Source organism: Sulfitobacter sp. S223, from assembly GCF_025143825.1.
Lineage (GTDB): Bacteria > Pseudomonadota > Alphaproteobacteria > Rhodobacterales > Rhodobacteraceae > Sulfitobacter.
The window spans coordinates 358622-381170 of record NZ_CP083560.1 but is presented as its reverse complement, the minus strand read 5'-3'; the positions used below and the strand labels follow the sequence as shown (position 1 = coordinate 381170).

Here is a 22549-nt window from a genome sequence, read left to right as displayed (position 1 = left end):
ATGTCCGAAACTTTCCGATGTGTAGGCCGCTGTTTTTACAGCAAACCAGCGTGCTTGAGGCCCGCGTCAATCAGCTTGCGCGTCTCGTCGCCCAACGCTGTCAGTGGCAGGCGCACTTCTTCGGAGCACAGATCAAGCCGCGACATGGCATACTTAACACCAACCAGGCCCGGCTCGGTAAAGATCGCTTGATGCAGCGGCATCAGTTTGTCCTGAATCTCAAGTGCTGTTGTGTAGTCACCCGCAGCGCACGCCGCTTGCAATTGTGCACCAAGCTTTGGCGCGACGTTCGCAGTGACCGAAATACAGCCGACGCCACCCTGAGCATTAAAGCCGTGCGCAGTGGCGTCTTCACCTGACAGTTGAACAAATTCTTTGCCACAGGTCAGGCGCTGCGCGCTCACACGCGCGAGATCACCAGTCGCATCTTTGACGCCGACAATACGCGGCAGCTTGGCCAGTTCACCCATTGTTGCCGGGCTCATGTCGATGACCGAACGGGGCGGAATGTTATAGATAATGATCGGCAATTCGCAGCAATCATGCACGGCAGTGAAATGCGCGATCAGACCGCGCTGCGTCGGCTTGTTGTAATAGGGCGTGACCACAAGAATACCGTCGGCACCGACCTTTTCGGCGTGCTGCGCCAAACGGATGCTTTCCAGCGTGTTGTTGCTGCCCGCACCCGCGATTACCGGAATTCTGCCAGCAGCGGCTTTTACGACCTCTTCGACGACCATCTCATGCTCACGGTGGGTCAACGTCGGCGATTCGCCCGTGGTACCCACCGGAACAAGTCCGTTAGAGCCTTCGCCCACATGCCATTCGACAAGTTTCTTCAGCGTTTCAATATCCAGCTCGCCGTTGCGAAACGGCGTGACGAGGGCAGGCATAGAACCTGAAAACATGTGCACGCTCCTTTATGTGCTGGAGACCGAAAGGCCACCTGAGATGAAGGCCCTCCACGAACGGGAGTGACCGGAGAAAGACCGCCTGCACGCGGACACGTGAATTGAACCCGCGCACATATAGTCTATGTTGCAAGGCTGTACTGTGAGCGAGGTAGGAAATGCAAGCCATGAGACACTATCTGACCGGCCTGTTGCTCGTCTGTGCCATTGCTTCCACTGCCGCCGCCGAACAACGGCCACGCCCGTTAGGCTGGGCAATGGATGCCCTGCGGGGCGGCGATATTGCTGCGGCGGAGCGGATTGCCGAACGCGACGGCCCTGTCGCACGCGATGTGATTGTCTGGCATCGCCTGCGTGCTGGCGAAGGTAGCTTTGCCGAGCTTACCAGTTTCCTCGGCCGCCGCGCCGATTGGCCAGGCATGGATTATCTTCTGCGCCAGTCGGAACCAGAAGTGATCAAGCAAAGCGAAGAGGAAATCATCGCCTTTTTCGATCAATACCCCGCGCAAACGCCGATGGGCGTTTTGGCCCATGCCCGCGCACTGTCCGCGAAAGGGCTTACCGGTCCGGCACAAGCCAACGTTGTGCTTGCATGGCGCACGATGAGAATGAACGCCAATTCACAGGCCGCCTTTCTGGAAGATTATGCAGAGCTTCTAAAACCGCATCATGACGCCCGTCTGGACGCGATGGTTTGGGAACGCGAATATGACGAAGCGCGCCAGATGTATGGCGTTGCCAGCAAAGAAGCAGAGCAAGCCGCCGAATCGCGGATTGCTTTCTATCGCCGCCTGGACAGTGCTGTTGATACCTACGAAAGCCTGCCAGTTGCGCTTAAGATCACTGGGGGCGTGAACCACGCGCGGTTTGAATGGCGTATCCGCAAAGGACGTGAAACAGACGCCAAGGATTTGATGCTTGAGGCTTCGCGCAGTGTTGAAGGGCTAGGCAATCCGGCCGCATGGGGCAACCGCCGCCGTGCGCTAGCACGCGACGAGATGCGTTCAGGCGATCCGAAACGCGCGTATGCGATGGCCTCACAACACTGGCTGACCGAAGGGTCCGACTTCGCGGATCTGGAATGGTTGTCGGGCTATATCGCACTGCGTTTCCTCAAAGACCCAACGCTCGCGCTGAAACACTTTAAGGCGCATGATAGCGCGGTAGAATCGCCGATCAGCCAAGGCCGCGCAGGATACTGGCAGGGTCGCGCACTGGAAGAAGCAGGCGATAATGAAAACGCCACTGCCGCCTACGCTATGGGAGCCAAGTTCCAGACCTCATTCTATGGCATTCTGGCCGCTGAGCGTGCGCGCATCCCCTTTCCGGAAAAGCTGTGGGGTGAGCCACCTGCACAGGACTGGCGCACCAGTCCGCTTGCAAAGGCACCGTTGTTTGAAGCCGGATTGCTGTTGCAGGCCTCTGGCGAAATGGACCTTGCCGAACGTTTCTGGACCCATCTGGCAGACCAGCTCCTTGAGCCGGATCTGGAACTGTTGGGGCAAGCAGCCATTGATGTTGAGCAGCCCCATATTGCGGTGATGATCGGCAAACGTGCAGCGCGTCGCGGGCTCGAAATCGCCTCGGCCTATTATGCGCTTCATCCTGCCGGAGAAGCGGACCTGCCGATGGCCCCTGAAATGACTTTGGCCATTGCGCGGCGGGAAAGCGAATTTGACCCCGTGGTTCAATCCTCTGTGGGCGCGCGCGGGTTGATGCAATTGATGCCCGCCACAGCAAAGGAAGTGGCGCAGGGCCTTGGCATTCTGCCTCAGCACACCACTGACAGGCTCACGGCCGATCCCGTCTATAACGCGCGCCTTGGCTCACAATATCTGTCCGAACTTGCCGGGCGCTTTGATGGCAACGTCGTGATGATGTCAGCAGGCTATAACGCAGGGCCAAGCCGACCGATCCGCTGGATGGAGCAATTCGGCGATCCGCGTGATGGCGACATTTACGTCGTTGACTGGATCGAAATGGTCCCCTTCCGCGAGACGCAGAACTACATCATGCGGGTGACCGAAAGCTTGCCTGTTTACCGCGCGCGGCTCGGGCTCGATCCCCTGCCGATCCCCTTCTACGAAGAGCTGACAGGCTCAACGTTGAAGGCGTTCGCGCCAAAAGGTGAATAGGCCCGCCGCCACGATGATTGCGCAGCCGATGGCGACATTGGCACTGACTGTTTCACCAAACAGCGTAACGCCGATGGTGGCGGCAAACACCAGTTGGAGATAGGCGAAAGGCTGCACCGCACTTGCCTCTGCCACCTCATAGCAGCGGATCAGCAACCAGTGTCCGGTCACACCGGTAAAGCACAGACAGATCATCCAAACCCAGTCACGACCGCTCATCGGCTCCCAGAACCACAGGCCTAGCGCCGTCATCGCAACAGCCCCCACAGTTCCGGTCCAGAAAAAGCTGGTGGCAGTGCTGTCGCGCCGCCCCGCATAGCGGGTCAGCAGGCCATAAACTGCAAACATCGCCGCCGCCAGCAGCGGGATTAGCGCGCGTACATCAAACACTTCCCGACCGGGTTGAAGGATAATCATCACCCCGATGAATCCCACACCGATCGCAGCCCAGCGCCGCCAACCGACACGTTCACCCAACACAGGACCGGACAGGGCCGCGACCAACAGCGGATAGCAGGTGAACACGGCATGGCTTTCTACCAGACCCAGAACCGTGAAAGCGACAACCATCACACAGATCTCTAGCGACAGCAGCAACCCACGCGTGATCTGGATCAACGGTTGTGTCGTGCGCGCCGCAACCAATATGCCGCCTGCGCGCCGTTTAGCGATCGCGATCACGAAAGCCGCAAAGAACCAATAGCGGATCATCACGATCATGAGCACATTGTATTCGCCCGCCAAATGCCTTGAAAGGCCGTCCTGCACCGCAAAGACAAGCGTTGTGGCGATCATCAACATGATACCCAGCGGGATGTTGTTGCCTTGGCTCATTTCAAGACAGCCTGTGTCATGTGTCGTTTGCGGCCATAGCCCTGAACGCGGCGCACTTCAAACCCAGCTTCCTGCAAGCCGCGCCGGACAAACCCCGCAGCAGTGTATGTGGCCGCCGTACCGCCCGCGGCTGTGTGACCCGCCACCTGTGCCATCAGCTCAGGTGACCAAAGTTCAGGGTTCTTAGCGGGTGAAAACCCGTCAAGAAACCAAGCATCCGCGCGACCATCCCAATCGGGGAGCGTCTTGCGTGCATCGCCCAAGATCACACGCAGCTCAAAATCAGGACCATCCAGTTTCGCGGGAAACATATCCACCTCCATCAGATCACTTGGCAGACCTTCAAATGCGCCCAAGGCCGCGTGCAGATCGGCCACAGCCATCGGGTAGGCTTCGAAACTGGTAAACCGTAATTTGCCACCGCAACCGCAGGCACGGAAGGCTTGCAAAGCCACGAGAAAGTTCAATCCTGTGCCGAACCCCAACTCGGCCACATGAAAGCCGTCTGCAAACCGTTCAGGCAGGTCATTTCCGGCTAGGAAAACATGGCGGGTTTCATCCATGCCATTTTCAATGCTGAAATAAGGGTCGTCAAAACGCGTTGAAACAGGCACCCGCCCGTCACGCCATTCTATCTGTGCCGTCTGGTCCTGCACGTGTATGCCCTGTACCTGTATGTTCAGCGCAATCTGCGCCATCAAGGAGGCAGGAGCAATGACAGATATCACCATTCGCGGCGCGGGTATCTTTGGCCTTTCGGTAGCTTGGGTCTGCTGCCAGCGTGGTGCGCGTGTGCAGATCGTTGATCCGCACGGGGCTGCAGCAGGCAGCAGCGGCGGTATCGTCGGTGCATTGGCCCCTCATGTTCCTGAAAACTGGAATCCGAAAAAGGCTTTCCAGCTAGAAAGCCTGTTGATGGCAGAGAGCTTCTGGGCCGAAATCGCCAATGCAGGCGTCAAGAATCCCGGATACGCAAGGACTGGCAGGCTCCAACCCATTGCCGATCCAGCTGCCCACGTCTTGGCCCAGCGCCGCGCGGAGACAGCGCGTGAGCTGTGGCGCGACCACGCAACGTGGGAGGTTGTCACCGCCCAGCATGGCGACTGGCAGCCAAACAGTCCTGATGGCCACCTTATCCACGACAGCCTCAGTGCGCATTTGCACCCTCGTCAGGCCTGCGAAGCAATTGTCGCTGCATTGCGTGGCTTTGGGGTTGAGGTGATGCCGGAGAGCACAGACAAAGGTGCCGTCCTCTGGGCGACGGGTGTGGCGGGCCTTGAGGCATTGAATCGTGATCACACACGCAGTGTTGGCAACGGCGTAAAAGGCCAAGCCGCCCTGCTCCGCTATGATGCAGCAGGCGCGCCGCAGCTTTTTGCAGGTGGCGTGCACGTCATTCCGCATCTGGATGGCACAGTCGCGATCGGCTCCACGTCCGAGCGCGACTATGACGATCCCAAAAGCACCGATACGAAGCTTGATGACGTGATTGCAGCAGCTTGCGCAGCGGTGCCTGCCCTTGAAGGCGCGCCAGTCATCGCCCGCTGGGCCGGTGTGCGTCCGCGCGCCCGCTCTCGGGCACCTATGCTTGGCGCATGGCCCGACCGTCAGGGGCACTTCATCGCAAACGGCGGTTTTAAAATCGGATTTGGCATGGCCCCCAAAGTCGCCCATGTCATGGCCGATCTGCTGTTGGACGGTTCAGACACCATTCCCGAAGGTTTTCGGGTGGAGGACAACCTATGAGCCCCCGTTTAAATAGCCTTGATCATTTGGTGCTGACGGTGGCCGATATTCCCGCCACGCTTGCATTCTATTCCCATGTTCTTGGCATGACGCATACCGGTTTTACCGCGGCAGACGGCAGCGCGCGCCATGCGCTGTTCTTTGGCGATATGAAGATCAACCTGCATCAGCAGGGAGCGGAATTTGAACCGAAGGCGCGAAACGTCCAAACCGGTTCTGCCGATCTGTGTTTTCTAAGCGATACGTCACTGGATGAATGGAAAACGCACCTGACGGATCAGGCGATCCAGATCGAAACAGGCCCGGTGCGCCGTACAGGTGCAACCGGGCCTATCAACTCTCTTTATGTTCGCGATCCCGATGGTAATCTTATCGAAATCAGCGTGCTTGCTTAGCGTGCAATCTCTGCGCGCAGCCCTTCCATCAGCTCTGTCAGTTCCTTGATGTAAATCTCACCGGTAAGATGGCCGTTGGCATCGAATTGTTCATAACTGGCTGCAACATGGATCTCTGGCCCTTGCAGAATACGTGTCCGGAACGGCACCATAAAGCTGCGAAGCATCCGCTGCGACCGCTCACCGCCAGATCGACCCGCAGCCGCTGACATAATCGCCACAGGCTTACCGCCCCACGGCTTCACCTGAGACCGGCTGATCCAATCAAGCGCGTTTTTCAAAACGCCAGACGGACCACTGTTATATTCAGGTGTGGAAATGATAACCGCATCTGCATCCGCAATCTGCCGGGCAAGCGCATCCACCGCCGCAGGCACGCCGTGTGCTTCTTCGTCATCGCCATTGTAAAGTGGCAGGTTCACGTCTGCCTCAGTGTATTCAGCTTCGCCAAACAGACGTGCTGCCTCAGCCAAAAGCAGAGAATTGTGGCTGCCTTTGCGCAGGGAGCCGGAGATGCCGAATAGTTTTATAGGTGCCATCGAATTGATCCTCGTTCGATTAATTTCTTACACTGCAAATTGTGGCTAGCGCCGTCATGCTCAAGGGGGGCTTGCGCGCAGCCACTGTGCGAGCATGCAGAGAAGGCGCAAAATAAAAGCCCCGGCACCCTGCGGTACCGGAGCTTTCCATGTCTTGTGTTGCCGAGTTAGCTTGCGTTCGGCAGGATCACGATTTCAACACGACGGTTTTGCGACTTACCCTGGGGGTTCAGGTTGCTCGCAATCGGCTGGCTTTCGCCGCGACCAAACGCCTGAATACGTGCTGGTGACACGCCATTGCTAATCAGCACAGATGAAACCGCATTGGCGCGGCTTTCTGACAGTTGCTGGTTGAACGCGGCTTCGCCATCGCTGTCTGTGTGACCAATGATCTGGATGGTCGAGTTCGGGTAAGCTTGAAGGTTGCCCGCAACCGCGCCCAGATCGCGCTGCAAATCAGGGCGTACGTTGCTTGAGCCTGTCGCGAACAGAATGTCCTGCGGCAGGGTAACAATCAGACGGTCGCCTGTGTTGTTGATTGTCACGTTGTCGTTGCCAAGGCTGGCACGCAGGTCGCGTTCTTGCTTGTCTAGGATCGCACCGGCGCCAGCACCAAGAGCGCCACCGATAAGGGCGCCTTTCAGCGCGCCATTGTCACGGTTGCCGTCACCCTTGGACAGGGCACCGATAACGGCACCTGCACCGGCACCAATCAGTGCGCCATTTTTCAGACGCTGGTTCGGATCGCTTTCTGGCGCCAGAATTGAACCGTTAGGGGTGGTGCAAGCGCCCAAAGCAACAACTGTCGCCATGGCGGCCAAAGCTGGGAATTTCAAAATAGTCATAGTTTACTGCCTTACTGTTTCGGCTCCGTTCGGGCGAAGCATCTTGTCGATAAACGCAATATAAAACGTAAAGGTTCCCAACAACACGTCACTTTGCGGAGAGTAAGCGACAACCCGCGCACCCAAAGCTGTGTCAGCGGCACTCTGTGCGCGCCGCCTCATACCCCAACATCGCGCGTTTGATAGGTAGCCCCCAATGATAGCCGCCCAGCTCACCCGATTTGCGCAATACCCGGTGACAGGGAATAAGATACCCAATCGGGTTTCGCCCGACAGCCGTACCAACCGCGCGCACGGCCTTGGGTGTGCCAATGGCCTTGGCTATTTCACCGTAAGTTGTGACTTGCCCCTCCGGCAGCTTTAGCAACGCCTCCCATACTTTGATCTGAAAGGGTGCTCCAATGAGGTATAGCGGAGCCTTATCAAGGGTTCGGTCCATTCCGAAAGCCGCCAAGACCCAAGGGCGCAGCCGCTGCGGGTTTTCGGTAAAGGTTGCGGCTGGCCACCGCGCCCGCAAATCGGCCATTGCGGCATTCTCGCCCATCTCGGCTGCCAGCGACAGGCCACAAATCCCCTTGTCAGTGCCCATCACCAGAACGGCTCCGAAAGGGCTATCAAACCAGCCCCAAGAAATCTCCAGCCCCGCCCCACCACTGGCGTACTCCCCGGGGCTCATTGCCTCCCAGCGCACAAAAAGATCATGCAGACGGCCCGTACTAGACAGCCCCGCTTCGTGCGCCGCTTCCAATGTAGTGAGCCGCGCACGAAGCAACGCCTTGGCATGGCCCAGCGTCAGATATTGCTGATAGCGCTTGGGCGAAACGCCAACCCACGCCGAGAACAACCTCTGGAAATGTGCAGTGCTCATTCCAAGCTGAGCGGCCAGCGCGTCAAGCGACAGCGGGTCTTCGGCACAGTCAATCAGTGTGATCGCACGTGCAATGACACCGTAGTGGTAGGTGTTCTCGGGAATATTCGTACTTTGCGGCATCTGTTTCATACAACCATAATATGCCCCTGCCCGCTTGCACGCGACCCGAAACATGCGCATACCTTCCGCCCATGGAAAAAGCGTCAAAACAGCTCGATTATCACACCATCCGCGCCATAATGGAGCGGTTTCAAGAGGCTGAACCAGAGCCGAAAGGCGAGCTGGATCATGTAAACGTCTATACGCTTGTCGTGGCAGTGGCCCTGTCAGCGCAGGCCACGGATGCCGGTGTAAACAAAGCAACCCGCGCCCTGTTCCAAATCGCTGACACACCGCAGAAAATGCTGGATCTGGGGCTCGAAGGTCTGACCGAGCATATCAAGACCATCGGCCTGTTCCGCCAGAAGGCGAAGAACGTCATCAAGCTGAGCCAGATATTGGTGGATGAATATGACGGCGTGGTCCCAAATTCCCGCGCAGCTCTACAATCGCTGCCGGGTGTCGGACGCAAAACCGCGAACGTAGTTCTGAACATGTGGTGGCACCAACCCGCCCAAGCGGTGGACACCCACATTTTTCGTGTCGGCAACCGCACAGGCATCGCACCGGGTAAAACCGTCGAGGCCGTGGAGCGTGCAGTCGAGGATAACATCCCCGCCGACTTCCAGCTTCATGCCCATCACTGGCTCATCTTGCATGGCCGCTATCACTGCAAGGCGCGCAAACCACAGTGCCGCACCTGCATCATCAAAGACCTCTGCCAATACAAGGACAAAACCGAATGAAGACCTATGACCTCGTCGGGATCGGCAATGCCGTTGTAGATGTAATCACCCATGCGGATGATACGTTTCTCGAAAACATGAGCATCGACAAAGGCATCATGCAACTGATCGAACAGGACCGTGCAGAGCAACTTTATGCTGCGATGAACGACCGCCTGCAAACGCCTGGTGGCGCTGTGGCGAACACCATCGCGGGCGTCGGTGCATTGGGCCTGAAAACCGCCTTTATCGGACGTGTGCGCGATGACGGGTTGGGCAAATTCTATGCGGATGCCATGACCGACAACGGCATCGACTTCGTGAACCCGCCCGTCGCTGGCGGCGACCGCCCCACCTCGCGTTGCATGATTTTTGTTACTCCGGACGGAGAACGCTCGCTGAACACCTATTTGGGCATTTCCACTGGCCTCACATCCGAAGATGTCCCGACCAAAGTTGCCGGCAACGCCAAGATCATGTTTCTCGAAGGGTATCTTTTTGATCATGACGCAGGCAAAACCGCCTTCCGCGAAGCGGCCCGCGCGGCCAAAGCAGGCGGCGGCATGGCTGGTATTACCATCTCCGACCCCTTCTGCGTCGAGCGTCACCGCGCCGACTTCCTTCAGATGATCGAACACGAGCTGGACTTTGTGATCGGCAACGAAGCGGAGATCAAATCCCTGTTCGAAACCGATGATCTCGAAGAGGCCATGGCCAAAACTGCCGCCCTCTGCCCAATCATGGTCTGCACCCGCAGCGGCGATGGTGTGACCTTGATCCGTGAAGGTGAACGTGTAGACATCCCCGCCCCCGCCCGCATCACCCCCGTCGATGCCACAGGCGCAGGCGATCAATTCGCCGCTGGCTTCATCTACGGCATGGCAACCGGCCGCGACCTTGAGACGTGCGGACGCATGGGCAACCTCTGTGGTGCCGAAGTAATCTCCCACGTCGGACCGCGCCCGGCCACGGACATGATGGAGATTTTCCGGCGTGAAGGTCTCGTCTAATGCTCGAAAACGGATCTTATAATGTGCCGCCAAACAAGTTGGCTGTGATCGTCACGCACCTTGAGATGCACGCGCGCCCGGACACGAAACAAATAGAGCTGCCGAAAGGCATCACATTCCGCCAAGTGACGCCCACACTGGACTGGTACCGTGATATTTTCACCCGCGTCGGCACGCTGGATTGGCTTTGGTACGGGCGGCACAAACTGTCTGATACCGCACTTCAGGCCATCCTTGACGATCCGGCAATCGCCTTTTTCACCCTGTCAAAAAACGGCGTCGACGAAGCCCTGCTGGAACTTGATTTCCGCACAGCAGGTGCATGTGAGCTGGCCTATTTCGGCCTGACCTTCAAGCTTATCGGCTCCGGTGCAGGCCGCTATCTGATGAATCAGGCGATTACGCGGGCATGGGATGCCGACATCAACCGCTTTCATGTGCACACATGCACAAGCGATAGCCCGCAAGCTTTGGAATTTTATCGCCGCTCAGGTTTTACAGCGTACAAACGCGAGGTCGAGATTGACGATGACCCGCGAACAACCGGCGTGATCCCTAAAACGGCTAGCCCGGCTATACCGATCATCTAGAGGGCTTGCAGGTTTTTCCACCAAAGCAAGCTTTCACCGCGCTGATCATCTTTTGCGTGGGGTTGGAAAATAGGTAACCGCCGCAAGGATTAGTCGCGATCACTTCGCCATCAGCGTCAAGCTCTACAAACGCTAGAACGTCAGAGCTATCCTTAACATTCGCGCACCATGGGCCATAGCAGGCAACCGCCAATGTTACCGGTCGGTCAAACGGGGTCGAAAAACCGTTACGGGACAACGAATTTCCCGTGAACTGTGCCTCAATCAGCGTCATCTCCGGAGTCGCCTGCTGGTTTTCGAAGTCAACCTTAGGCAGCTTTTGATCATCAAAGGATAGTTGCCCACGGACAACGATAAACAGCGCCTCGTCTGCCTGCGCCTCCAGAAACGCGGCCTCTACCGAATGCGGCATGCACGACAATGCCGTAGCCGCAACCGGCATACAGGCGATGAGCAGAGCGAAGACCGCCGATTTCAAAGCAATTCACCGAATTCGCCCAGCACCCGCGCATAGACTTCACGTTTAAACGGAACGATCCCTTCAAGCATCGCATCGGCCTCCAGCCAGCGCCACTCGCTGAACTCCGGATGTTCAGTCTGGATTTTGACCTGATCATCGCGGCCCTGAAAGCGCAGCAAGAACCATTTCTGTTCCTGTCCGCGAAAGCGCCCCTTCCAGATTCGTGGTACAAGGTCATGCGGCAGATCATAGGGCAGCCATTCAGCGGTTTCCGCTTCGACCCGCACCAGATCACGCGTGATGCCAGTCTCTTCCTCAAGCTCGCGCAGCGCCGCATCGCGCGGGTCTTCTCCCGGATCGACCCCGCCCTGCGGCATTTGCCAAGCTTCGGTATCCCTGTCCAACCGTTGCCCAACGAACACTTCGCCAGTCGCATTTACCAACATAACCCCGACACAAGGCCGATACGGTAACTTCTTGATCTCTTCCGGTGTCATGCCCGTCCAGTCCTCTAATCCGATGCTTACCAGACCCTACAACACTCCCCCCTAGACCGGAAGCAGCCCGGCCCTGACGCGGCGTTTTTAATGACAAGGTGACAGACCACCGCCATGCTGCGTCAAAATTCATAACCAAACAGGGTTCCACCATGTCCAGCTACCCCAATATGCTTGCCCCGCTTGATCTGGGCTTCACCACTTTGAAGAACCGCGTGCTTATGGGCTCCATGCATACGGGGCTGGAAGAAACCAAAGACTGGAACCGTGTGGCGGAATTCTATGCCGCACGAGCGCGTGGCGGTGTGGCCCTTATGGTGACAGGCGGCATCGGCCCCAACCTTGAAGGGTCGGTTTTACCTGGTGCTGCCATGATGGTCAGCGATGATGATGTCGCAAACCACAAGATCGTCACAGACCGGGTGCACGAGGCAGACGGCAAAATCGCCATGCAAATCCTGCACGCCGGCCGCTACGCCTATGGTCCGAAATGCGTGGCCCCTTCTGCGATCAAATCCCCCATCTCTCCTTTCCCGCCAACCGAACTTGACGCTGCCGGTATCGAGAAACAGATCGCGGACATTGCCGCCTGTGCAGGCCGCGCCCAAGAGGCAGGCTATGACGGGGTCGAGGTCATGGGCTCGGAAGGGTATTTCCTTAACCAGTTCCTCGTGACGCACACAAACAAACGCACAGACGAATGGGGCGGCTCCTATGAGAACCGTATGCGCCTGCCGATTGAGGTCGTAAAACGCGTACGCGAGACTGTAGGTCCTGACTTTATTGTCATCTACCGCTTGTCGATGATCGACCTCGTGCCCAACGGCTCAACCTTCGAAGAAGTCGTGCAGCTTGCGCAAGAAATCGAAAAAGCGGGCGCAACCATCATTAACACAGGCATCGGCTGGCATGAGGCGCGGATACCCACAATCGCCACCTCCGTACCCCGCGCGGCTTTTGCATGGGTCACGAAAAAGCTGATGGGCAAGGTGTCGATTCCCCTCATTGCGTCGAACCGCATCAACACCCCCGACGTCGCCGAAGAAGTCCTTTCCACCGGCTGCGCCGACATGATCTCTATGGCGCGTCCGATGCTGGCCGACCCCGACTTTGTCATAAAGGCCGCAACAGACCGTGCCGCACAGATCGCCCCTTGCATCGGCTGTAACCAAGCCTGCCTTGACCATACATTCGGCGGCAAGATTTCGTCTTGCTTGGTAAACCCGCGCGCTTGCTATGAAACAGAGTTGGTCCTTGAACCAGTCGCAACAGCCAAAACAATCGCTGTCGTGGGTGCAGGCCCTGCAGGTCTGTCAGCCGCCATCGCTGCGGCAGAACGCGGTCACACTGTCACCGTTTTTGACCGGGCGTCTGAAATCGGCGGCCAGCTTAACCTTGCTAAACAAGTCGCGGGCAAAGAGGAGTTCTGGGGCTTTGTCGACTGGTACCGGACCATGGTTGCGCACCATGGTATCGAGGTGAAGCTCAATACCGAAGTCTCTGCCAACGATCTTACCGATTTTGACGAAGTTATCATCGCCACAGGCGTCGTGCCGCGCGATCCGCAGATCGAAGGCCAGAACCGTGATAACGTTTATAGCTACATCGACGTTTTGAAAGGTAATGCCAAAATCGGCAATCATGTGGCGGTTATCGGCGCTGGCGGTATCGGTTTTGACGTTTCGGAACACCTTGTTCACGATGGTGAAAGCACGACACTGAATCTGCCCGAATGGATGGAGGAATGGGGTGTCGCCGATACAGCTGAATATCGCTCCGGCCTAGCACCCGAAGGGCCGCAGCCGCATAAACCAGCGCGTGCAATTACAATGATGCAGCGCAAGCCGTCCAAACCCGGCAAAGGTCTTGGCAAAACCACCGGCTGGATTCACCGCGCGTCCCTGACCATGAAGGATGTCCAGATGATCGCAGGCGTTAACTATGAGCGCATCGACGACGAAGGCGTCCACATTTCCTTTGGCGAAGCCCGTGATAAGCCGCAGGTTATCCCCGCAGATACTGTGGTGCTTTGTGCTGGACAGCTCTCTGACCGGTCGCTCGCTGATGCATTGGAGGCCATGGGCAAAACATGTCATGTCATCGGCGGTGCAGACGTTGCAGCAGAACTTGACGCCAAGCGCGCCATCAATCAGGGCACAAGGCTGGCCGCCACTCTCTGATCCCTGTTTCGTCTAGTCGAAAGCATCCCGGGGGACTCGTTTTCCCGGGAAACGCTGGCCTTACCCCAAACCGCACTTGCAACACACTCGCAGCAGGTCGACAATGGGACAGGCCATAGACAAAGGACGCGCCATGCCGATCTGCGTTTTCGACATCGCTGAGGATGGCAGCACAACCATCCCCACCGACACGAACCTCACGGGTGCCGCACGCTATCGCTGGTGGCACTTCGATCTCTCCGATCCTCTTTTGCATCAATGGACCGAAACCCATCTACCGGAAATTCCCGCGGGTGCCCTGCTGCAGCCTGAAACCCGTCCGCGCTGTGACGGCTTTGATGGTGGGCTGATCCTGAACCTGCGCGGCATTAACATGAACGATGGGCAACCAGCCGAGGAAATGGTTTCGATCCGTATGTGGGTCACGGACGCTGTCGTGATTACAGTACGCCTGCGCCGCGTCTTCGCGATTGAGGACATTCGCCAAAACGCCCAGGCACAAATGGCACCTACACATCCGGCACAATTCATCTCTGAACTTGTCACCCGCCTGACGGGTCGCGTGCAATCAGAGGTCACAAGCATTGCAAAGCTGACCGAGTTCTTCGAAGCCGATCTGGAGGACGACGAAACCCCCATCCCGACCGAGCTGACCCAAAGCCGCCGACGCGTCATCCGCTTGCGTCGGTATCTAGACCCTCAACGTGCTGCACTGAACAAACTTGCGACCGAAACACTTATGCCACCTGACAGCCGACCTGCCCTGCGTGAACTGGCAAACCGGACAACAATGGCCGTGGAGGAACTGGACGCGCTTCGCGACCGCTTGGTTGCGGTTCAGGATGACCATGATCTTGATGTCGCCCGCAGACAGGCGCGCAACAGTTTCCTTTTGTCCGTCGGCGCAGGCATTTTTCTTCCCATCAGCTTTCTAACAGGCCTGTTCGGGGTGAACGTCGGCGGTATGCCCGGCATCGACAGCCCGTGGGCATTTTCTATTCTATGCCTCTCGATGACCGTGCTGGCGTTGATCCTCGTTCTGGTCATTCGCCGCATGCGCTGGATCTGATTTTTGCGCCTGAAACACACTGTTCTCCTGTTTCCCGCCTTGCAACGGTTCTGCAATTACCTTGCTACTGTCTCACCCCTGCCCAGATTGCGCCCCATTCGGACTTCATAGCTCACCCTTGAAATATGAATAGAAGGGGACGGCAACATGGACCGCCTTACAGAAATGGAAGCGTTCGCCACCGTGGTTGATCAGGGTGGCTTTACCGACGCTGCCAAAAAGATGGGGATTTCGAAATCTGCCGTCTCGAAACATGTCTCCTCCCTTGAGGCTCGCCTTGGCGCGCGTCTTCTGAACCGGACAACGCGCCGGGTGTCTCCGACCGAGATTGGCCTTGCCTATTATGACCGGGCGCGACGGGTTCTGAATGATGCCGGTGAAGCAGATGCATTGGTCACATCGATGCAATCCGCGCCTTCTGGTCTGCTGCGCATCTCAGTCGCGACAGATTTTGGTGTAAACCACCTCTCTCCTGTGCTGTCAGAGTTTCTCGGCGACTTCCCCGATATCACCGTCAACATGGTCCTTAACAACCGATACGTTGAACTGATCTCTGAAGGCTTCGATATGGCCGTGCGGATCGGGGAGCTGGAAGACAGCACCCTGCGGGCTCGCAAACTCACCGAGACGACCAAACGCATGATCGCTTCACCCGCCTATTTTGAGAAATATGGTCGCCCTGAAAAGATCGACGACCTGAACGATCACAAGCTGCTGCATTATTCAAACCAGTCCAGCGGCAATGTCTGGAAACTGACCGCACCGTCGGGCGAAAAACGCCAAGTGCGCACCGCAGGCTGGCTGTCAGTCAATGATGGGCAATCCCTGCTGAACGCTGCCATCTCTGGCCTTGGCATCGCCTATCTTCCCAGCTTTCTCTATTCGGACGCGATGGAAAAGGGTCTCATCGAAGACGCGATCCCTGATCTTCCGATTGAGACGCAAGGCATCTATGCAGTCTATCCGCCAGGACGTTTCACCCAGCCAAAAGTGCGCGCATTTATCGATTTTCTGGTCCACGCTTTCGCCGAAAAAGGCCCAAGCGACTGGTAAGCCAGATACCCGACACCATTTCCCTTGGTGCACTTCCCCCGGTTTCGCGCGAGCGTTTCCGGGGCTTTTTCTTTGGAGCTACTGATAACGGTCTATTCGGCCAACACCACAGCTTCAACGCGCCTGTTGGCCTCGCGGCCGTCTTCGGTTGCATTGGTCGTGTAGGGTGCGAGAAACCCCATGCCCTGTGCTTGCAATCGCGCAGGTGCGATCCCGTAGGCATCAATCATGCGTTGCCGCACTGATCGCGCGCGGCTAACCGACAGGGCAACGTTCCCCTCCAGACTGCCGACATTGTCGGTATGCCCGACCAGTGCGATGCGCATGTCGGGATTTGTGCGCATCGCGCCAGCCAGTTCTTCAAGAACCGCAAACGGCCCCGGCCCCAAATCCGACGTGCCGCTTTCAAAATCCAGCGCTGCAAGGACCGCATGACCGTCCCGCGTCAACGACTGTGCAACGCTGCCAACTTCGGCTACCGGCGGCTCGCTTACTGGCGTTACTGCCTCTGGAACAGATGCCACCGGCTGAACCGCAGACTCTTCCGCGGCGACTCCGGCTTGAATGATCTGCACAAAGGACGCGCCGCTGGAGCTACTGGCGATGATATTCACAGCCTGCCCGGGGGCATCCTGCGGCCCCAGAAAAGCGGTAAGCGCATGATAGCTGCGCAGGTTCACATACATGTTTGGCGCTGGCAGCACTTCGGTTTCAAACCTGAAATCATAGCCACCACACACCTGGGATTCGCAATCCAAGACTACGCGAAACCCCTCTGCCTCCAACTGCGCGCGCAAGGGCGCGATCAATTGGAGCGGCGTAAGATCGGCCACATCCACCCGCCACGCGCTGCGCAGAACCGGCCCCTCGATCACGCGCACCGGCAGAGTTCCCTGCGTGTAGGGCGCAACGGGTGCCGAGAACTGATCTTTCACCGTATCGCGCGCAATCATCTGGCGCGCACCCGTCGGCAGGCGCAGCTCAACTGCATGAGCTGCCCCCGCCAATAAGATCAGCAGCGCACCAAGCTTCAATCTCATCTGGATTGAGCGTGATAAGCTTTATTCGGACGCATGTCAGAGGCACTGGCCACGCGGTTGGTCATGTTGAAAAATGCCGCAACAGAGGCAATGTCCCAGATGTCACGGTCAGAGAAACCTACCGCGCGCAGGGCATCGCGATCGTCTTCTTCAATGATCTCTGGCGCCTCGGTCAGCTTGACAGCGAAGTCCAGCATCATCCGCGTTTTTGGATCCAGATCGGCAACGCGGTAATTCATTACCAGCGTCTCTCCCAGAATCGGGTCACCTGAAAGTTCGCGCACAGCAGCACCATGGGCAGTCAGACAGTAAAAGCACCGATTCACAGCAGACACCACGACCGCGATCATCTCGCGCTCAAGCTTGCTGAGGTTGCTGTCACCGAGCATCAGGTCGTTGTAGAGCGCCGTGAACGTGTTGAGCTTTTCGATATCAAAGGCATAGGCCTGCAACACATTCGGGATCATCCCGAGCTTTTCCGTGCAAATGTCGAAGTATTTCTGCGTGGCCGGTGGCAGGGGATCAACCATTGGAAGGTCTAGGGCGGTGGGGGCTTCATCAGCCATGATAGGCTCCTTTATTCAGGGTATTGGCGGTAATGATACGTGCCGGCGGGCGTAAAGCCCAGCTTGGTATACAGCGCGTTGGCGGGTTTGTTCTGGGTCACGCAAAGAACCGCCAAATGGGTGGCACCATGGTTTGCCGCCCAAAATGCGGCAGCCCGCATCATCCATTCGGCAACGCCCTGTTTGCGTTGGTGCGGCAGAACTTCGACAGCGTGCACCATGGCAACACCGTCATGCACCCCTGCAAATGCCACGCCAGCCGGTTTTTCGTTCCAGCGCGACAGGATGCCTGTTTTCACCTGCACCCGTTCCATAACAGCCAGCCGTGCGGGCCCGATACCGCCCTGTGCCCAAATCTCGGCCATAATCGCCAGCGGTTCCCAAATGTTGAAGCAGGTCACACGCGGAATGGGCTTATCCATCAGTGTCTCGGTCGGGGTGACATACAGCATCACCTCATCGATCAGGTCATATCCGCGTGCCGCAAGTGCTGCGTCCAATGCCGCTTCGCCTTCGCGTATCATGAACAGCGGCCGTTGCTCATGCGCCCGCATGGTAGCCTCGGCTTCATCAATGTCCGCCTCCTCGAAGGGTCCATTCGCCGTAGCGCTTGAAACACGCTTGCCACCGCCGGCACCATCACGCAGCGTCCACGGGCCCTGACGCCAGCTTCGAGCCGGCGGCCATGTGGCTTCTGTTACTTCATAAAGCTTGGTTACATCGGGGTTCATGCGAAGGCCGCCGTCAGCTTTGCCATCGCCTCATCCAGCAAGCCCTCATTCTGGCCGCGCACAACGATATTTGCGCCATAGCTGCCATCGCGTATGAACGGGTAACTGCCCATAGAAAGCGAAGGATACGCTTGGGCCAATTCGCCCAATGGGCCGGCGATATCCCCTTCTCCGCGGTGCACTGTCAAAGTTTTGCTAATCAACGGTGCGCCGCCGGTAAGCGTTGGCAGAACACTTGCAACCATCGCTGTGAAAACGCTGGGGACACCGGCCATCACATGAACGTTTCCGATCGTGAAACCCGGGGCAGAGGAAACAGGATTTTCGATCAATGTGGCATCTGCGGGAATCCGCGCCATGCGCAGCCGCGCCTCATTCAAATCTGTTCCGGCCTTGTCATAATGCGCCTGAAGAATGGCACGCGCATCATCGCGCACATCAATGCTTTGACCGAAAGCGGCAGCCATGCAGTCAGCGGTAATGTCATCGTGGGTCGGACCGATGCCGCCTGAAGTGAAAACTGTGTCATAGGCTTCGGACAGCGCCTGCACGGCGGCAACGATCGCGTCGTGGTCATCTGCGACGACCCGCACCTCTGCCAGCGTGATCCCTGCTTCGGTCAATTGTCCTGCCAAATGGTGCATATTGGCGTCGCGTGTGCGCCCCGAGAGGATCTCATCCCCTATCACCAACATTGCCGCAGTTGGATTCGTCATTGCGCCTCTCCTTGAGCCTGTGTCGCTTACGGTATAGCCCCATGTCATGCGCTTTCAAACCGAACTTGTTCCAGCCCGCCTTATCCGCCGCTACAAACGCTTTCTTGCCGATTGCACGTTGGAAGACGGGCGTGAGATTACCGCTCATTGTGCCAACCCCGGCTCAATGATGGGGCTGGCTGATCCCGGAACAAAAGTCTGGCTTGAGCCCAACGATGACCCGAAGAAAAAGCTCAAATTCGGCCTGCGTCTGGTTGATCATGAGAACGGCCACCTGACAGGTGTGGATACCTCGCTGCCCAATCGCGTTCTGCGCAGCGCGCTGGAACAACAGCAAGTCGCAGAACTGAGCGCCTATACGCATGTGCAACCAGAGGTGAAGTACGGGACGAACTCCCGCGTGGATTTCTTGCTAAAGGCGCAAGGCCTGCCCGATGCCTACGTCGAAGTGAAATCCGTCACGCTGTGCCGCAAACCTCCGTTGGCTGAATTCCCTGACAGCGTGACCGCCCGCGGCGCAAAGCATATGGCAGAACTGGCAGAGGTCGCGCGGGCAGGACACCGCGCAGTCCTGCTGTATCTGGTACAGCGAACGGACTGCACCTGTGTCGATATAGCCGCAGACATTGATCCGACATACGCCGCAGCCCATGCAGATGCTACAAAAGCAGGCGTAGAAACCATGTGTATTGGCACACACATCACCCCAACAGGCATCACGCTTGCAGGGCCTCTGGCCCTTGGCCACCCGCCGCGCTAAACAGGCGCCAACAAACCATGGAGAGACCGGTGACAGACATCCATAAGGGTCGCACGACAAAAGATGGCATCCGCATTCACGAAGCTGCGGATTTCGCAGGTATGCACGCCGCAGGCAAACTTGCCGCGACAATCCTTGATGAGGTCGCCGAGCACGTTTTCGTAGGCCAGAGCACCGCCGAGATTGACCGGATTATCGAAGAAAAGGTCAACGCCGCCGGTGCGAAATCTGCGACCATTGGCTATAAGGGCTATCAGCATGCCAGCTGCATCTCGGTGAACCATGTCGTTTGTCACGGCATCCCCGGTGATAAAAAGCTCAAAGACGGTGACATCCTCAACATCGATGTGACGGTAATTGTCGACGGCTGGTTCGGCGATACATCCAGAATGTATGTGGCCGGAAAGTTGTCCCGAAAGGCAGAGCGCCTGATCGATATCACGCATGAAGCACTGATGCGGGGGATCGAAGCGGTTAAACCGGGCAATACCTTTGGCGATATCGGCCATGCCATCCAGACATTTGTAGAAGGCCATCGCATGTCGGTTGTCACAGATTTTTGCGGTCACGGTCTGGGGCGTGTATTCCATGCACCGCCCAATGTTCTGCACTACGGCAAACCCGGCACAAAGCCCGTGCTGGAACCGGGCATGTTCTTCACAATCGAGCCTATGGTGAATTTGGGCCGCGCCGAGACCAAGACCCTTGCTGATGACTGGACTGCGGTAACGCGCGACAAATCTCTGTCAGCGCAATTCGAACACTCCATCGGCGTGACAGAAGACGGGTACGAGATTTTCACCCTCTCCCCTGCGGGGAAATTCCACCCTACTTATTGACGGGTCAGGCCTCCTAATGGCTGAACTGGGCTTTTGAAAATTTGACGCGCCATTGCTGATGGCGCGTTTCTTGTTTTTGTACCCCAGTCAGCTGACTGACAGCCAGTGATCTCAATCGCGCGTCAGCAAGGTCACATGCGTATCGCCGAATTTGCGCCGGTCCGTCCGGGTAAACCCGTCAGGCGCGTCCATCGGCGCGCTCTCTTCCCAGACAACGGTTGCCCCTTGGGCCAGCCACCCGCCCTTCACCGCTGCGGCCAAGGCTTTTTGACCCATGGCCTTACCGTAGGGTGGATCAAGAAAAACAAGATCGAAAGGTTCGGCAGTCCACGCACCCAGCGTGGTGGCATCATTGCGCATGACGGTAGTATTATCCTCCACCCTCAGCTTTTTCACATTCTCGCTGATAAGCTTTTGCGCCACGCGACCGTTCTCGACGAACATCACCTCACGGGCACCGCGCGATAGTGCCTCAAGTCCAAGCGCGCCGGTTCCTGCAAACAGATCCAGCACCCGCGCCCCGTTGATCACATTCAGGTGGGTCAGCATCGAGAAAAGGCTTTCACGCACTCGGTCAGAGGTCGGGCGCAAATGTGCCGCAGCATCGCCCTCGCCTACCTCGGCCAATCTCGTTGCACGGTATTTTCCCGAGATGATCCTCATGCCTTAAGAAGCGCCTTGAGATCGTATTCGCTATCCGCGACCAGATCAGCGGAGGGAGACTTGCCGCTTTCAATTAACCTTTTGCCCACCATATAGCCGCGCGGGTCATTCGCAGCATCTACAGCCAGCAATTTCTCACCCTGATAATACCAGAACGATACAGGCCCCGGCGCGGCCCCGCGGGTCACCACCCTGTCGTAGCCCGTGTTCAATCCAGCAATCTGCAATTTCACATCATACTGGTCCGACCAGAACCACGGCTTTGCAACATAATCCTTCTCGGCACCCATCAAATTTTCGGCCACGACCTCGGACTGGTCAATCGCGTTTGGCACGCTTTCCAACCTGATGCGATCTCCATGGTAGGGGAAGGAGGCACAATCACCAGCCGCCCAAACATGTGGCACATTGGTCCGCCCCTGCGCATCAACGGCAATCCCGTTGTCTAAGGCAATTCCGGCAGCCTCTGCCAAGCTAGCGGCGGGCGCCACGCCCACTCCAACAATCACAAAATCAACCGTCAATTCGGTGCCATCGGTTAGAACAGCACCGCTGACAGCGCCCTCTCCGGTCAAGTGCCCCAAGCCGACGCCTTCGCGCAAATCTACACCGTGGCTTTTGTGAAGCTGACGGAAAAAGGCAGACGTTTCAGGGGCCGCAACACGCTGCAAAATGCGCGACGCCATTTCGACCAACGTTACAGTCAGCCCCAGCTTGGCCGCAACCGACGCGGCCTCCAGCCCGATGTAGCCGCCGCCAACGATCAACACCCGCGCGCCTGCTACGAAGCGCGGTGCCATAGCATCCACGTCGGCCAGACTGCGCACTACATGCACACCGTCAAGGTCGCCGCCAATGGCAGCAGGCAAACGATGCGGGACTGAACCTGTCGCCAAAACAAGATCGTCATATGCGAGCATCCCACCATTAACCGCAATTTGTTTGTTCACAGTATCAATGGCATCGACATGCGCATCCAGTATCAGATCGATCCCCTGCTCAGCGTAGAAACTCAGGGGCCGCAGATACAGCCGCTCCAGCGCCATATCGCCCATCAGATAGGCCTTGGACAGCGGTGGACGTTGGTACGGCGGCTGCGGCTCTGCGCCGATAAGGGTAATCTTCCCATCGAACCCACCATTGCGCAGCTTGACCACACAAGATGAGCCAGCCTGCCCTGCTCCGATGACAACGATATGGCGCATGGATAATCTCCCTTGAAACACTGGCCCTGCCTGCTTTCAGAACCTATATCTGGCACAAGGACAAACGCAA

25 protein-coding genes are annotated in these 22549 nt (G+C 57.4%); 11 read left to right on the top strand and 14 right to left on the bottom strand.

All coding sequences use genetic code 11. From position 1 onward, the window contains the following. Positions 1-35: 35 nt before the first annotated feature. Positions 36-908 (bottom strand): 4-hydroxy-tetrahydrodipicolinate synthase, encoded by an 873-nt coding sequence (dapA, locus tag K3757_RS01865; protein ID WP_259998780.1) that lies wholly within the window; start codon positions 906-908, stop codon positions 36-38. Between the two features lie 161 nt (positions 909-1069). Between dapA and K3757_RS01860 the strand changes: the two genes are divergently transcribed. After that, positions 1070-3046, top strand: a complete 1977-nt coding sequence (locus tag K3757_RS01860) for a lytic transglycosylase domain-containing protein (RefSeq protein WP_409202566.1) — start codon at positions 1070-1072, stop codon at positions 3044-3046. Here the strand turns inward: K3757_RS01860 and K3757_RS01855 are convergent. Together K3757_RS01855 and mnmD are read right to left on the bottom strand one after the other, a co-directional pair. Next, a complete protein-coding gene (locus K3757_RS01855) occupies positions 3011-3880 on the bottom strand; it encodes a DMT family transporter (RefSeq protein WP_259998776.1) in 870 nt (289 codons plus the stop codon). The genes K3757_RS01860 and K3757_RS01855 overlap by 36 nt on opposite strands. After that, positions 3877-4536: a tRNA (5-methylaminomethyl-2-thiouridine)(34)-methyltransferase MnmD gene (gene mnmD / locus K3757_RS01850; protein ID WP_260001163.1), complete on the bottom strand. Its 660-nt coding sequence runs from the start codon at positions 4534-4536 to the stop codon at positions 3877-3879. The genes K3757_RS01855 and mnmD overlap by 4 nt, the downstream gene beginning before the upstream one ends. A 58-nt stretch (positions 4537-4594) precedes the next feature. Between mnmD and K3757_RS01845 the strand changes: the two genes are divergently transcribed. Together K3757_RS01845 and K3757_RS01840 are read left to right on the top strand one after the other, a co-directional pair. Beyond that, positions 4595-5626, top strand: coding sequence for an FAD-binding oxidoreductase (locus K3757_RS01845; protein ID WP_259998774.1), 1032 nt, complete (start codon positions 4595-4597; stop codon positions 5624-5626). Continuing rightward, positions 5623-6021 (top strand): VOC family protein, encoded by a 399-nt coding sequence (locus K3757_RS01840; RefSeq protein ID WP_259998772.1) that lies wholly within the window; start codon positions 5623-5625, stop codon positions 6019-6021. Before K3757_RS01845 ends, K3757_RS01840 begins: the two co-directional genes overlap by 4 nt. Here the strand turns inward: K3757_RS01840 and K3757_RS01835 are convergent. The 3 genes from K3757_RS01835 to K3757_RS01825 all read right to left on the bottom strand — a co-directional run bounded on the left by K3757_RS01835 (position 6018) and on the right by K3757_RS01825 (position 8405). Next, positions 6018-6560, bottom strand: coding sequence for an NADPH-dependent FMN reductase (locus K3757_RS01835; protein ID WP_259998770.1), 543 nt, complete (start codon positions 6558-6560; stop codon positions 6018-6020). The two genes, K3757_RS01840 and K3757_RS01835, sit on opposite strands and share 4 nt — an antisense overlap. A 167-nt stretch (positions 6561-6727) precedes the next feature. After that, positions 6728-7405 (bottom strand): OmpA family protein, encoded by a 678-nt coding sequence (locus K3757_RS01830; RefSeq protein ID WP_259998768.1) that lies wholly within the window; start codon positions 7403-7405, stop codon positions 6728-6730. A 133-nt stretch (positions 7406-7538) separates the two neighbouring features. Beyond that, entirely contained in the window at positions 7539-8405 is an 867-nt protein-coding gene (locus K3757_RS01825; protein WP_259998766.1) for a bifunctional helix-turn-helix domain-containing protein/methylated-DNA--[protein]-cysteine S-methyltransferase, read from the bottom strand. A 62-nt stretch (positions 8406-8467) separates the two neighbouring features. On the opposite strand from K3757_RS01825, the gene nth reads away from it, so the two are divergent. From nth to K3757_RS01810, 3 genes are read left to right on the top strand one after another with little or no spacing between them, the layout of a single operon-like run. Continuing rightward, positions 8468-9121, top strand: coding sequence for an endonuclease III (gene nth, locus K3757_RS01820; protein ID WP_259998764.1), 654 nt, complete (start codon positions 8468-8470; stop codon positions 9119-9121). Beyond that, a complete protein-coding gene (locus K3757_RS01815) occupies positions 9118-10110 on the top strand; it encodes an adenosine kinase (RefSeq protein ID WP_259998763.1) in 993 nt (330 codons plus the stop codon). Before nth ends, K3757_RS01815 begins: the two co-directional genes overlap by 4 nt. Further along, positions 10110-10700 carry a GNAT family N-acetyltransferase gene (locus K3757_RS01810; RefSeq protein WP_259998761.1) on the top strand — a complete coding sequence of 197 codons (591 nt, stop codon included), beginning with the start codon at positions 10110-10112 and terminating at the stop codon, positions 10698-10700. Before K3757_RS01815 ends, K3757_RS01810 begins: the two co-directional genes overlap by 1 nt. On the opposite strand, the gene K3757_RS01805 is transcribed toward K3757_RS01810, so the two are convergent. Together K3757_RS01805 and K3757_RS01800 are read right to left on the bottom strand one after the other, a co-directional pair. Further along, the gene (locus K3757_RS01805) at positions 10693-11178 is read right to left on the bottom strand and encodes a hypothetical protein (RefSeq protein WP_259998759.1); all 486 of its coding nucleotides are present in this window, start codon (positions 11176-11178) and stop codon (positions 10693-10695) included. The two genes, K3757_RS01810 and K3757_RS01805, sit on opposite strands and share 8 nt — an antisense overlap. Then, positions 11175-11657, bottom strand: a complete 483-nt coding sequence (locus K3757_RS01800) for an RNA pyrophosphohydrolase (RefSeq protein WP_259998757.1) — start codon at positions 11655-11657, stop codon at positions 11175-11177. Before K3757_RS01800 ends, K3757_RS01805 begins: the two co-directional genes overlap by 4 nt. A 152-nt stretch (positions 11658-11809) precedes the next feature. Between K3757_RS01800 and K3757_RS01795 the strand changes: the two genes are divergently transcribed. The 3 genes from K3757_RS01795 (at position 11810) to K3757_RS01785 (ending at position 15959) form a co-directional block, all read left to right on the top strand. After that, positions 11810-13837, top strand: coding sequence for an NADPH-dependent 2,4-dienoyl-CoA reductase (locus K3757_RS01795; protein ID WP_259998755.1), 2028 nt, complete (start codon positions 11810-11812; stop codon positions 13835-13837). A gap of 133 nt (positions 13838-13970) precedes the next feature. Continuing rightward, on the top strand, positions 13971-14906 hold the full coding sequence (locus K3757_RS01790; protein ID WP_259998753.1) for a CorA family divalent cation transporter: 936 nt from the start codon (positions 13971-13973) through the stop codon (positions 14904-14906). A 147-nt stretch (positions 14907-15053) separates the two neighbouring features. Then, the gene (locus K3757_RS01785) at positions 15054-15959 is read left to right on the top strand and encodes a LysR family transcriptional regulator (protein ID WP_259998751.1); all 906 of its coding nucleotides are present in this window, start codon (positions 15054-15056) and stop codon (positions 15957-15959) included. A gap of 92 nt (positions 15960-16051) precedes the next feature. Here the strand turns inward: K3757_RS01785 and K3757_RS01780 are convergent, their stop codons facing one another. Genes K3757_RS01780 through K3757_RS01765 form a run of 4 tightly spaced genes read right to left on the bottom strand, consistent with a single transcriptional unit; the run spans position 16052 to position 19012 of the window. Next, the gene (locus K3757_RS01780) at positions 16052-16999 is read right to left on the bottom strand and encodes an OmpA family protein (RefSeq protein WP_259998749.1); all 948 of its coding nucleotides are present in this window, start codon (positions 16997-16999) and stop codon (positions 16052-16054) included. Continuing rightward, on the bottom strand, positions 16996-17565 hold the full coding sequence (locus K3757_RS01775; protein WP_259998748.1) for a peroxidase-related enzyme: 570 nt from the start codon (positions 17563-17565) through the stop codon (positions 16996-16998). The genes K3757_RS01780 and K3757_RS01775 overlap by 4 nt, the downstream gene beginning before the upstream one ends. 11 nt (positions 17566-17576) lie before the next feature. Next, positions 17577-18296 carry a GNAT family N-acetyltransferase gene (locus K3757_RS01770; protein ID WP_259998746.1) on the bottom strand — a complete coding sequence of 240 codons (720 nt, stop codon included), beginning with the start codon at positions 18294-18296 and terminating at the stop codon, positions 17577-17579. Continuing rightward, positions 18293-19012, bottom strand: a complete 720-nt coding sequence (locus K3757_RS01765) for a molybdopterin-binding protein (protein ID WP_259998744.1) — start codon at positions 19010-19012, stop codon at positions 18293-18295. The genes K3757_RS01770 and K3757_RS01765 overlap by 4 nt, the downstream gene beginning before the upstream one ends. Positions 19013-19058: 46 nt before the next feature. Between K3757_RS01765 and sfsA the strand changes: the two genes are divergently transcribed. Further along, a complete protein-coding gene (gene sfsA, locus K3757_RS01760; RefSeq protein ID WP_259998741.1) occupies positions 19059-19772 on the top strand; it encodes a DNA/RNA nuclease SfsA in 714 nt (237 codons plus the stop codon). Positions 19773-19789: 17 nt separating this feature from the next. Beyond that, entirely contained in the window at positions 19790-20611 is an 822-nt protein-coding gene (gene map / locus K3757_RS01755; protein WP_259998739.1) for a type I methionyl aminopeptidase, read from the top strand. A 111-nt stretch (positions 20612-20722) separates the two neighbouring features. Here the strand turns inward: map and rsmD are convergent, their stop codons facing one another. Further along, positions 20723-21274 (bottom strand): 16S rRNA (guanine(966)-N(2))-methyltransferase RsmD, encoded by a 552-nt coding sequence (rsmD, locus tag K3757_RS01750; protein ID WP_259998737.1) that lies wholly within the window; start codon positions 21272-21274, stop codon positions 20723-20725. Continuing rightward, complete coding sequence (locus tag K3757_RS01745) at positions 21271-22479, bottom strand: NAD(P)/FAD-dependent oxidoreductase (protein WP_259998735.1); 1209 nt, start codon at positions 22477-22479, stop codon at positions 21271-21273. Before K3757_RS01745 ends, rsmD begins: the two co-directional genes overlap by 4 nt. Positions 22480-22549 lie beyond the last annotated feature (70 nt).

Excerpts from the sequence above, each read along its gene's own strand:
- dapA (WP_259998780.1), bottom strand. The coding sequence starts at position 908 with ATGTTTTCAGGTTCTATGCCTGCCCTCGTCACGCCGTTTCGCAACGGC.
- K3757_RS01860 (WP_409202566.1), top strand. The coding sequence starts at position 1,070 with ATGCAAGCCATGAGACACTATCTGACCGGCCTGTTGCTCGTCTGTGCC.
- K3757_RS01855 (WP_259998776.1), bottom strand. The coding sequence starts at position 3,880 with ATGAGCCAAGGCAACAACATCCCGCTGGGTATCATGTTGATGATCGCC.
- K3757_RS01845 (WP_259998774.1), top strand. The coding sequence starts at position 4,595 with ATGACAGATATCACCATTCGCGGCGCGGGTATCTTTGGCCTTTCGGTA.
- K3757_RS01840 (WP_259998772.1), top strand. The coding sequence starts at position 5,623 with ATGAGCCCCCGTTTAAATAGCCTTGATCATTTGGTGCTGACGGTGGCC.
- K3757_RS01835 (WP_259998770.1), bottom strand. The coding sequence starts at position 6,560 with ATGGCACCTATAAAACTATTCGGCATCTCCGGCTCCCTGCGCAAAGGC.
- K3757_RS01830 (WP_259998768.1), bottom strand. The coding sequence starts at position 7,405 with ATGACTATTTTGAAATTCCCAGCTTTGGCCGCCATGGCGACAGTTGTT.
- K3757_RS01825 (WP_259998766.1), bottom strand. The coding sequence starts at position 8,405 with ATGAAACAGATGCCGCAAAGTACGAATATTCCCGAGAACACCTACCAC.
- nth (WP_259998764.1), top strand. The coding sequence starts at position 8,468 with ATGGAAAAAGCGTCAAAACAGCTCGATTATCACACCATCCGCGCCATA.
- K3757_RS01815 (WP_259998763.1), top strand. The coding sequence starts at position 9,118 with ATGAAGACCTATGACCTCGTCGGGATCGGCAATGCCGTTGTAGATGTA.
- K3757_RS01810 (WP_259998761.1), top strand. The coding sequence starts at position 10,110 with ATGCTCGAAAACGGATCTTATAATGTGCCGCCAAACAAGTTGGCTGTG.
- K3757_RS01800 (WP_259998757.1), bottom strand. The coding sequence starts at position 11,657 with ATGACACCGGAAGAGATCAAGAAGTTACCGTATCGGCCTTGTGTCGGG.
- K3757_RS01795 (WP_259998755.1), top strand. The coding sequence starts at position 11,810 with ATGTCCAGCTACCCCAATATGCTTGCCCCGCTTGATCTGGGCTTCACC.
- K3757_RS01790 (WP_259998753.1), top strand. The coding sequence starts at position 13,971 with ATGCCGATCTGCGTTTTCGACATCGCTGAGGATGGCAGCACAACCATC.
- K3757_RS01785 (WP_259998751.1), top strand. The coding sequence starts at position 15,054 with ATGGACCGCCTTACAGAAATGGAAGCGTTCGCCACCGTGGTTGATCAG.
- K3757_RS01780 (WP_259998749.1), bottom strand. The coding sequence starts at position 16,999 with ATGAGATTGAAGCTTGGTGCGCTGCTGATCTTATTGGCGGGGGCAGCT.
- K3757_RS01775 (WP_259998748.1), bottom strand. The coding sequence starts at position 17,565 with ATGGCTGATGAAGCCCCCACCGCCCTAGACCTTCCAATGGTTGATCCC.
- K3757_RS01770 (WP_259998746.1), bottom strand. The coding sequence starts at position 18,296 with ATGAACCCCGATGTAACCAAGCTTTATGAAGTAACAGAAGCCACATGG.
- K3757_RS01765 (WP_259998744.1), bottom strand. The coding sequence starts at position 19,012 with ATGACGAATCCAACTGCGGCAATGTTGGTGATAGGGGATGAGATCCTC.
- sfsA (WP_259998741.1), top strand. The coding sequence starts at position 19,059 with ATGCGCTTTCAAACCGAACTTGTTCCAGCCCGCCTTATCCGCCGCTAC.
- map (WP_259998739.1), top strand. The coding sequence starts at position 19,790 with ATGGAGAGACCGGTGACAGACATCCATAAGGGTCGCACGACAAAAGAT.
- rsmD (WP_259998737.1), bottom strand. The coding sequence starts at position 21,274 with ATGAGGATCATCTCGGGAAAATACCGTGCAACGAGATTGGCCGAGGTA.
- K3757_RS01745 (WP_259998735.1), bottom strand. The coding sequence starts at position 22,479 with ATGCGCCATATCGTTGTCATCGGAGCAGGGCAGGCTGGCTCATCTTGT.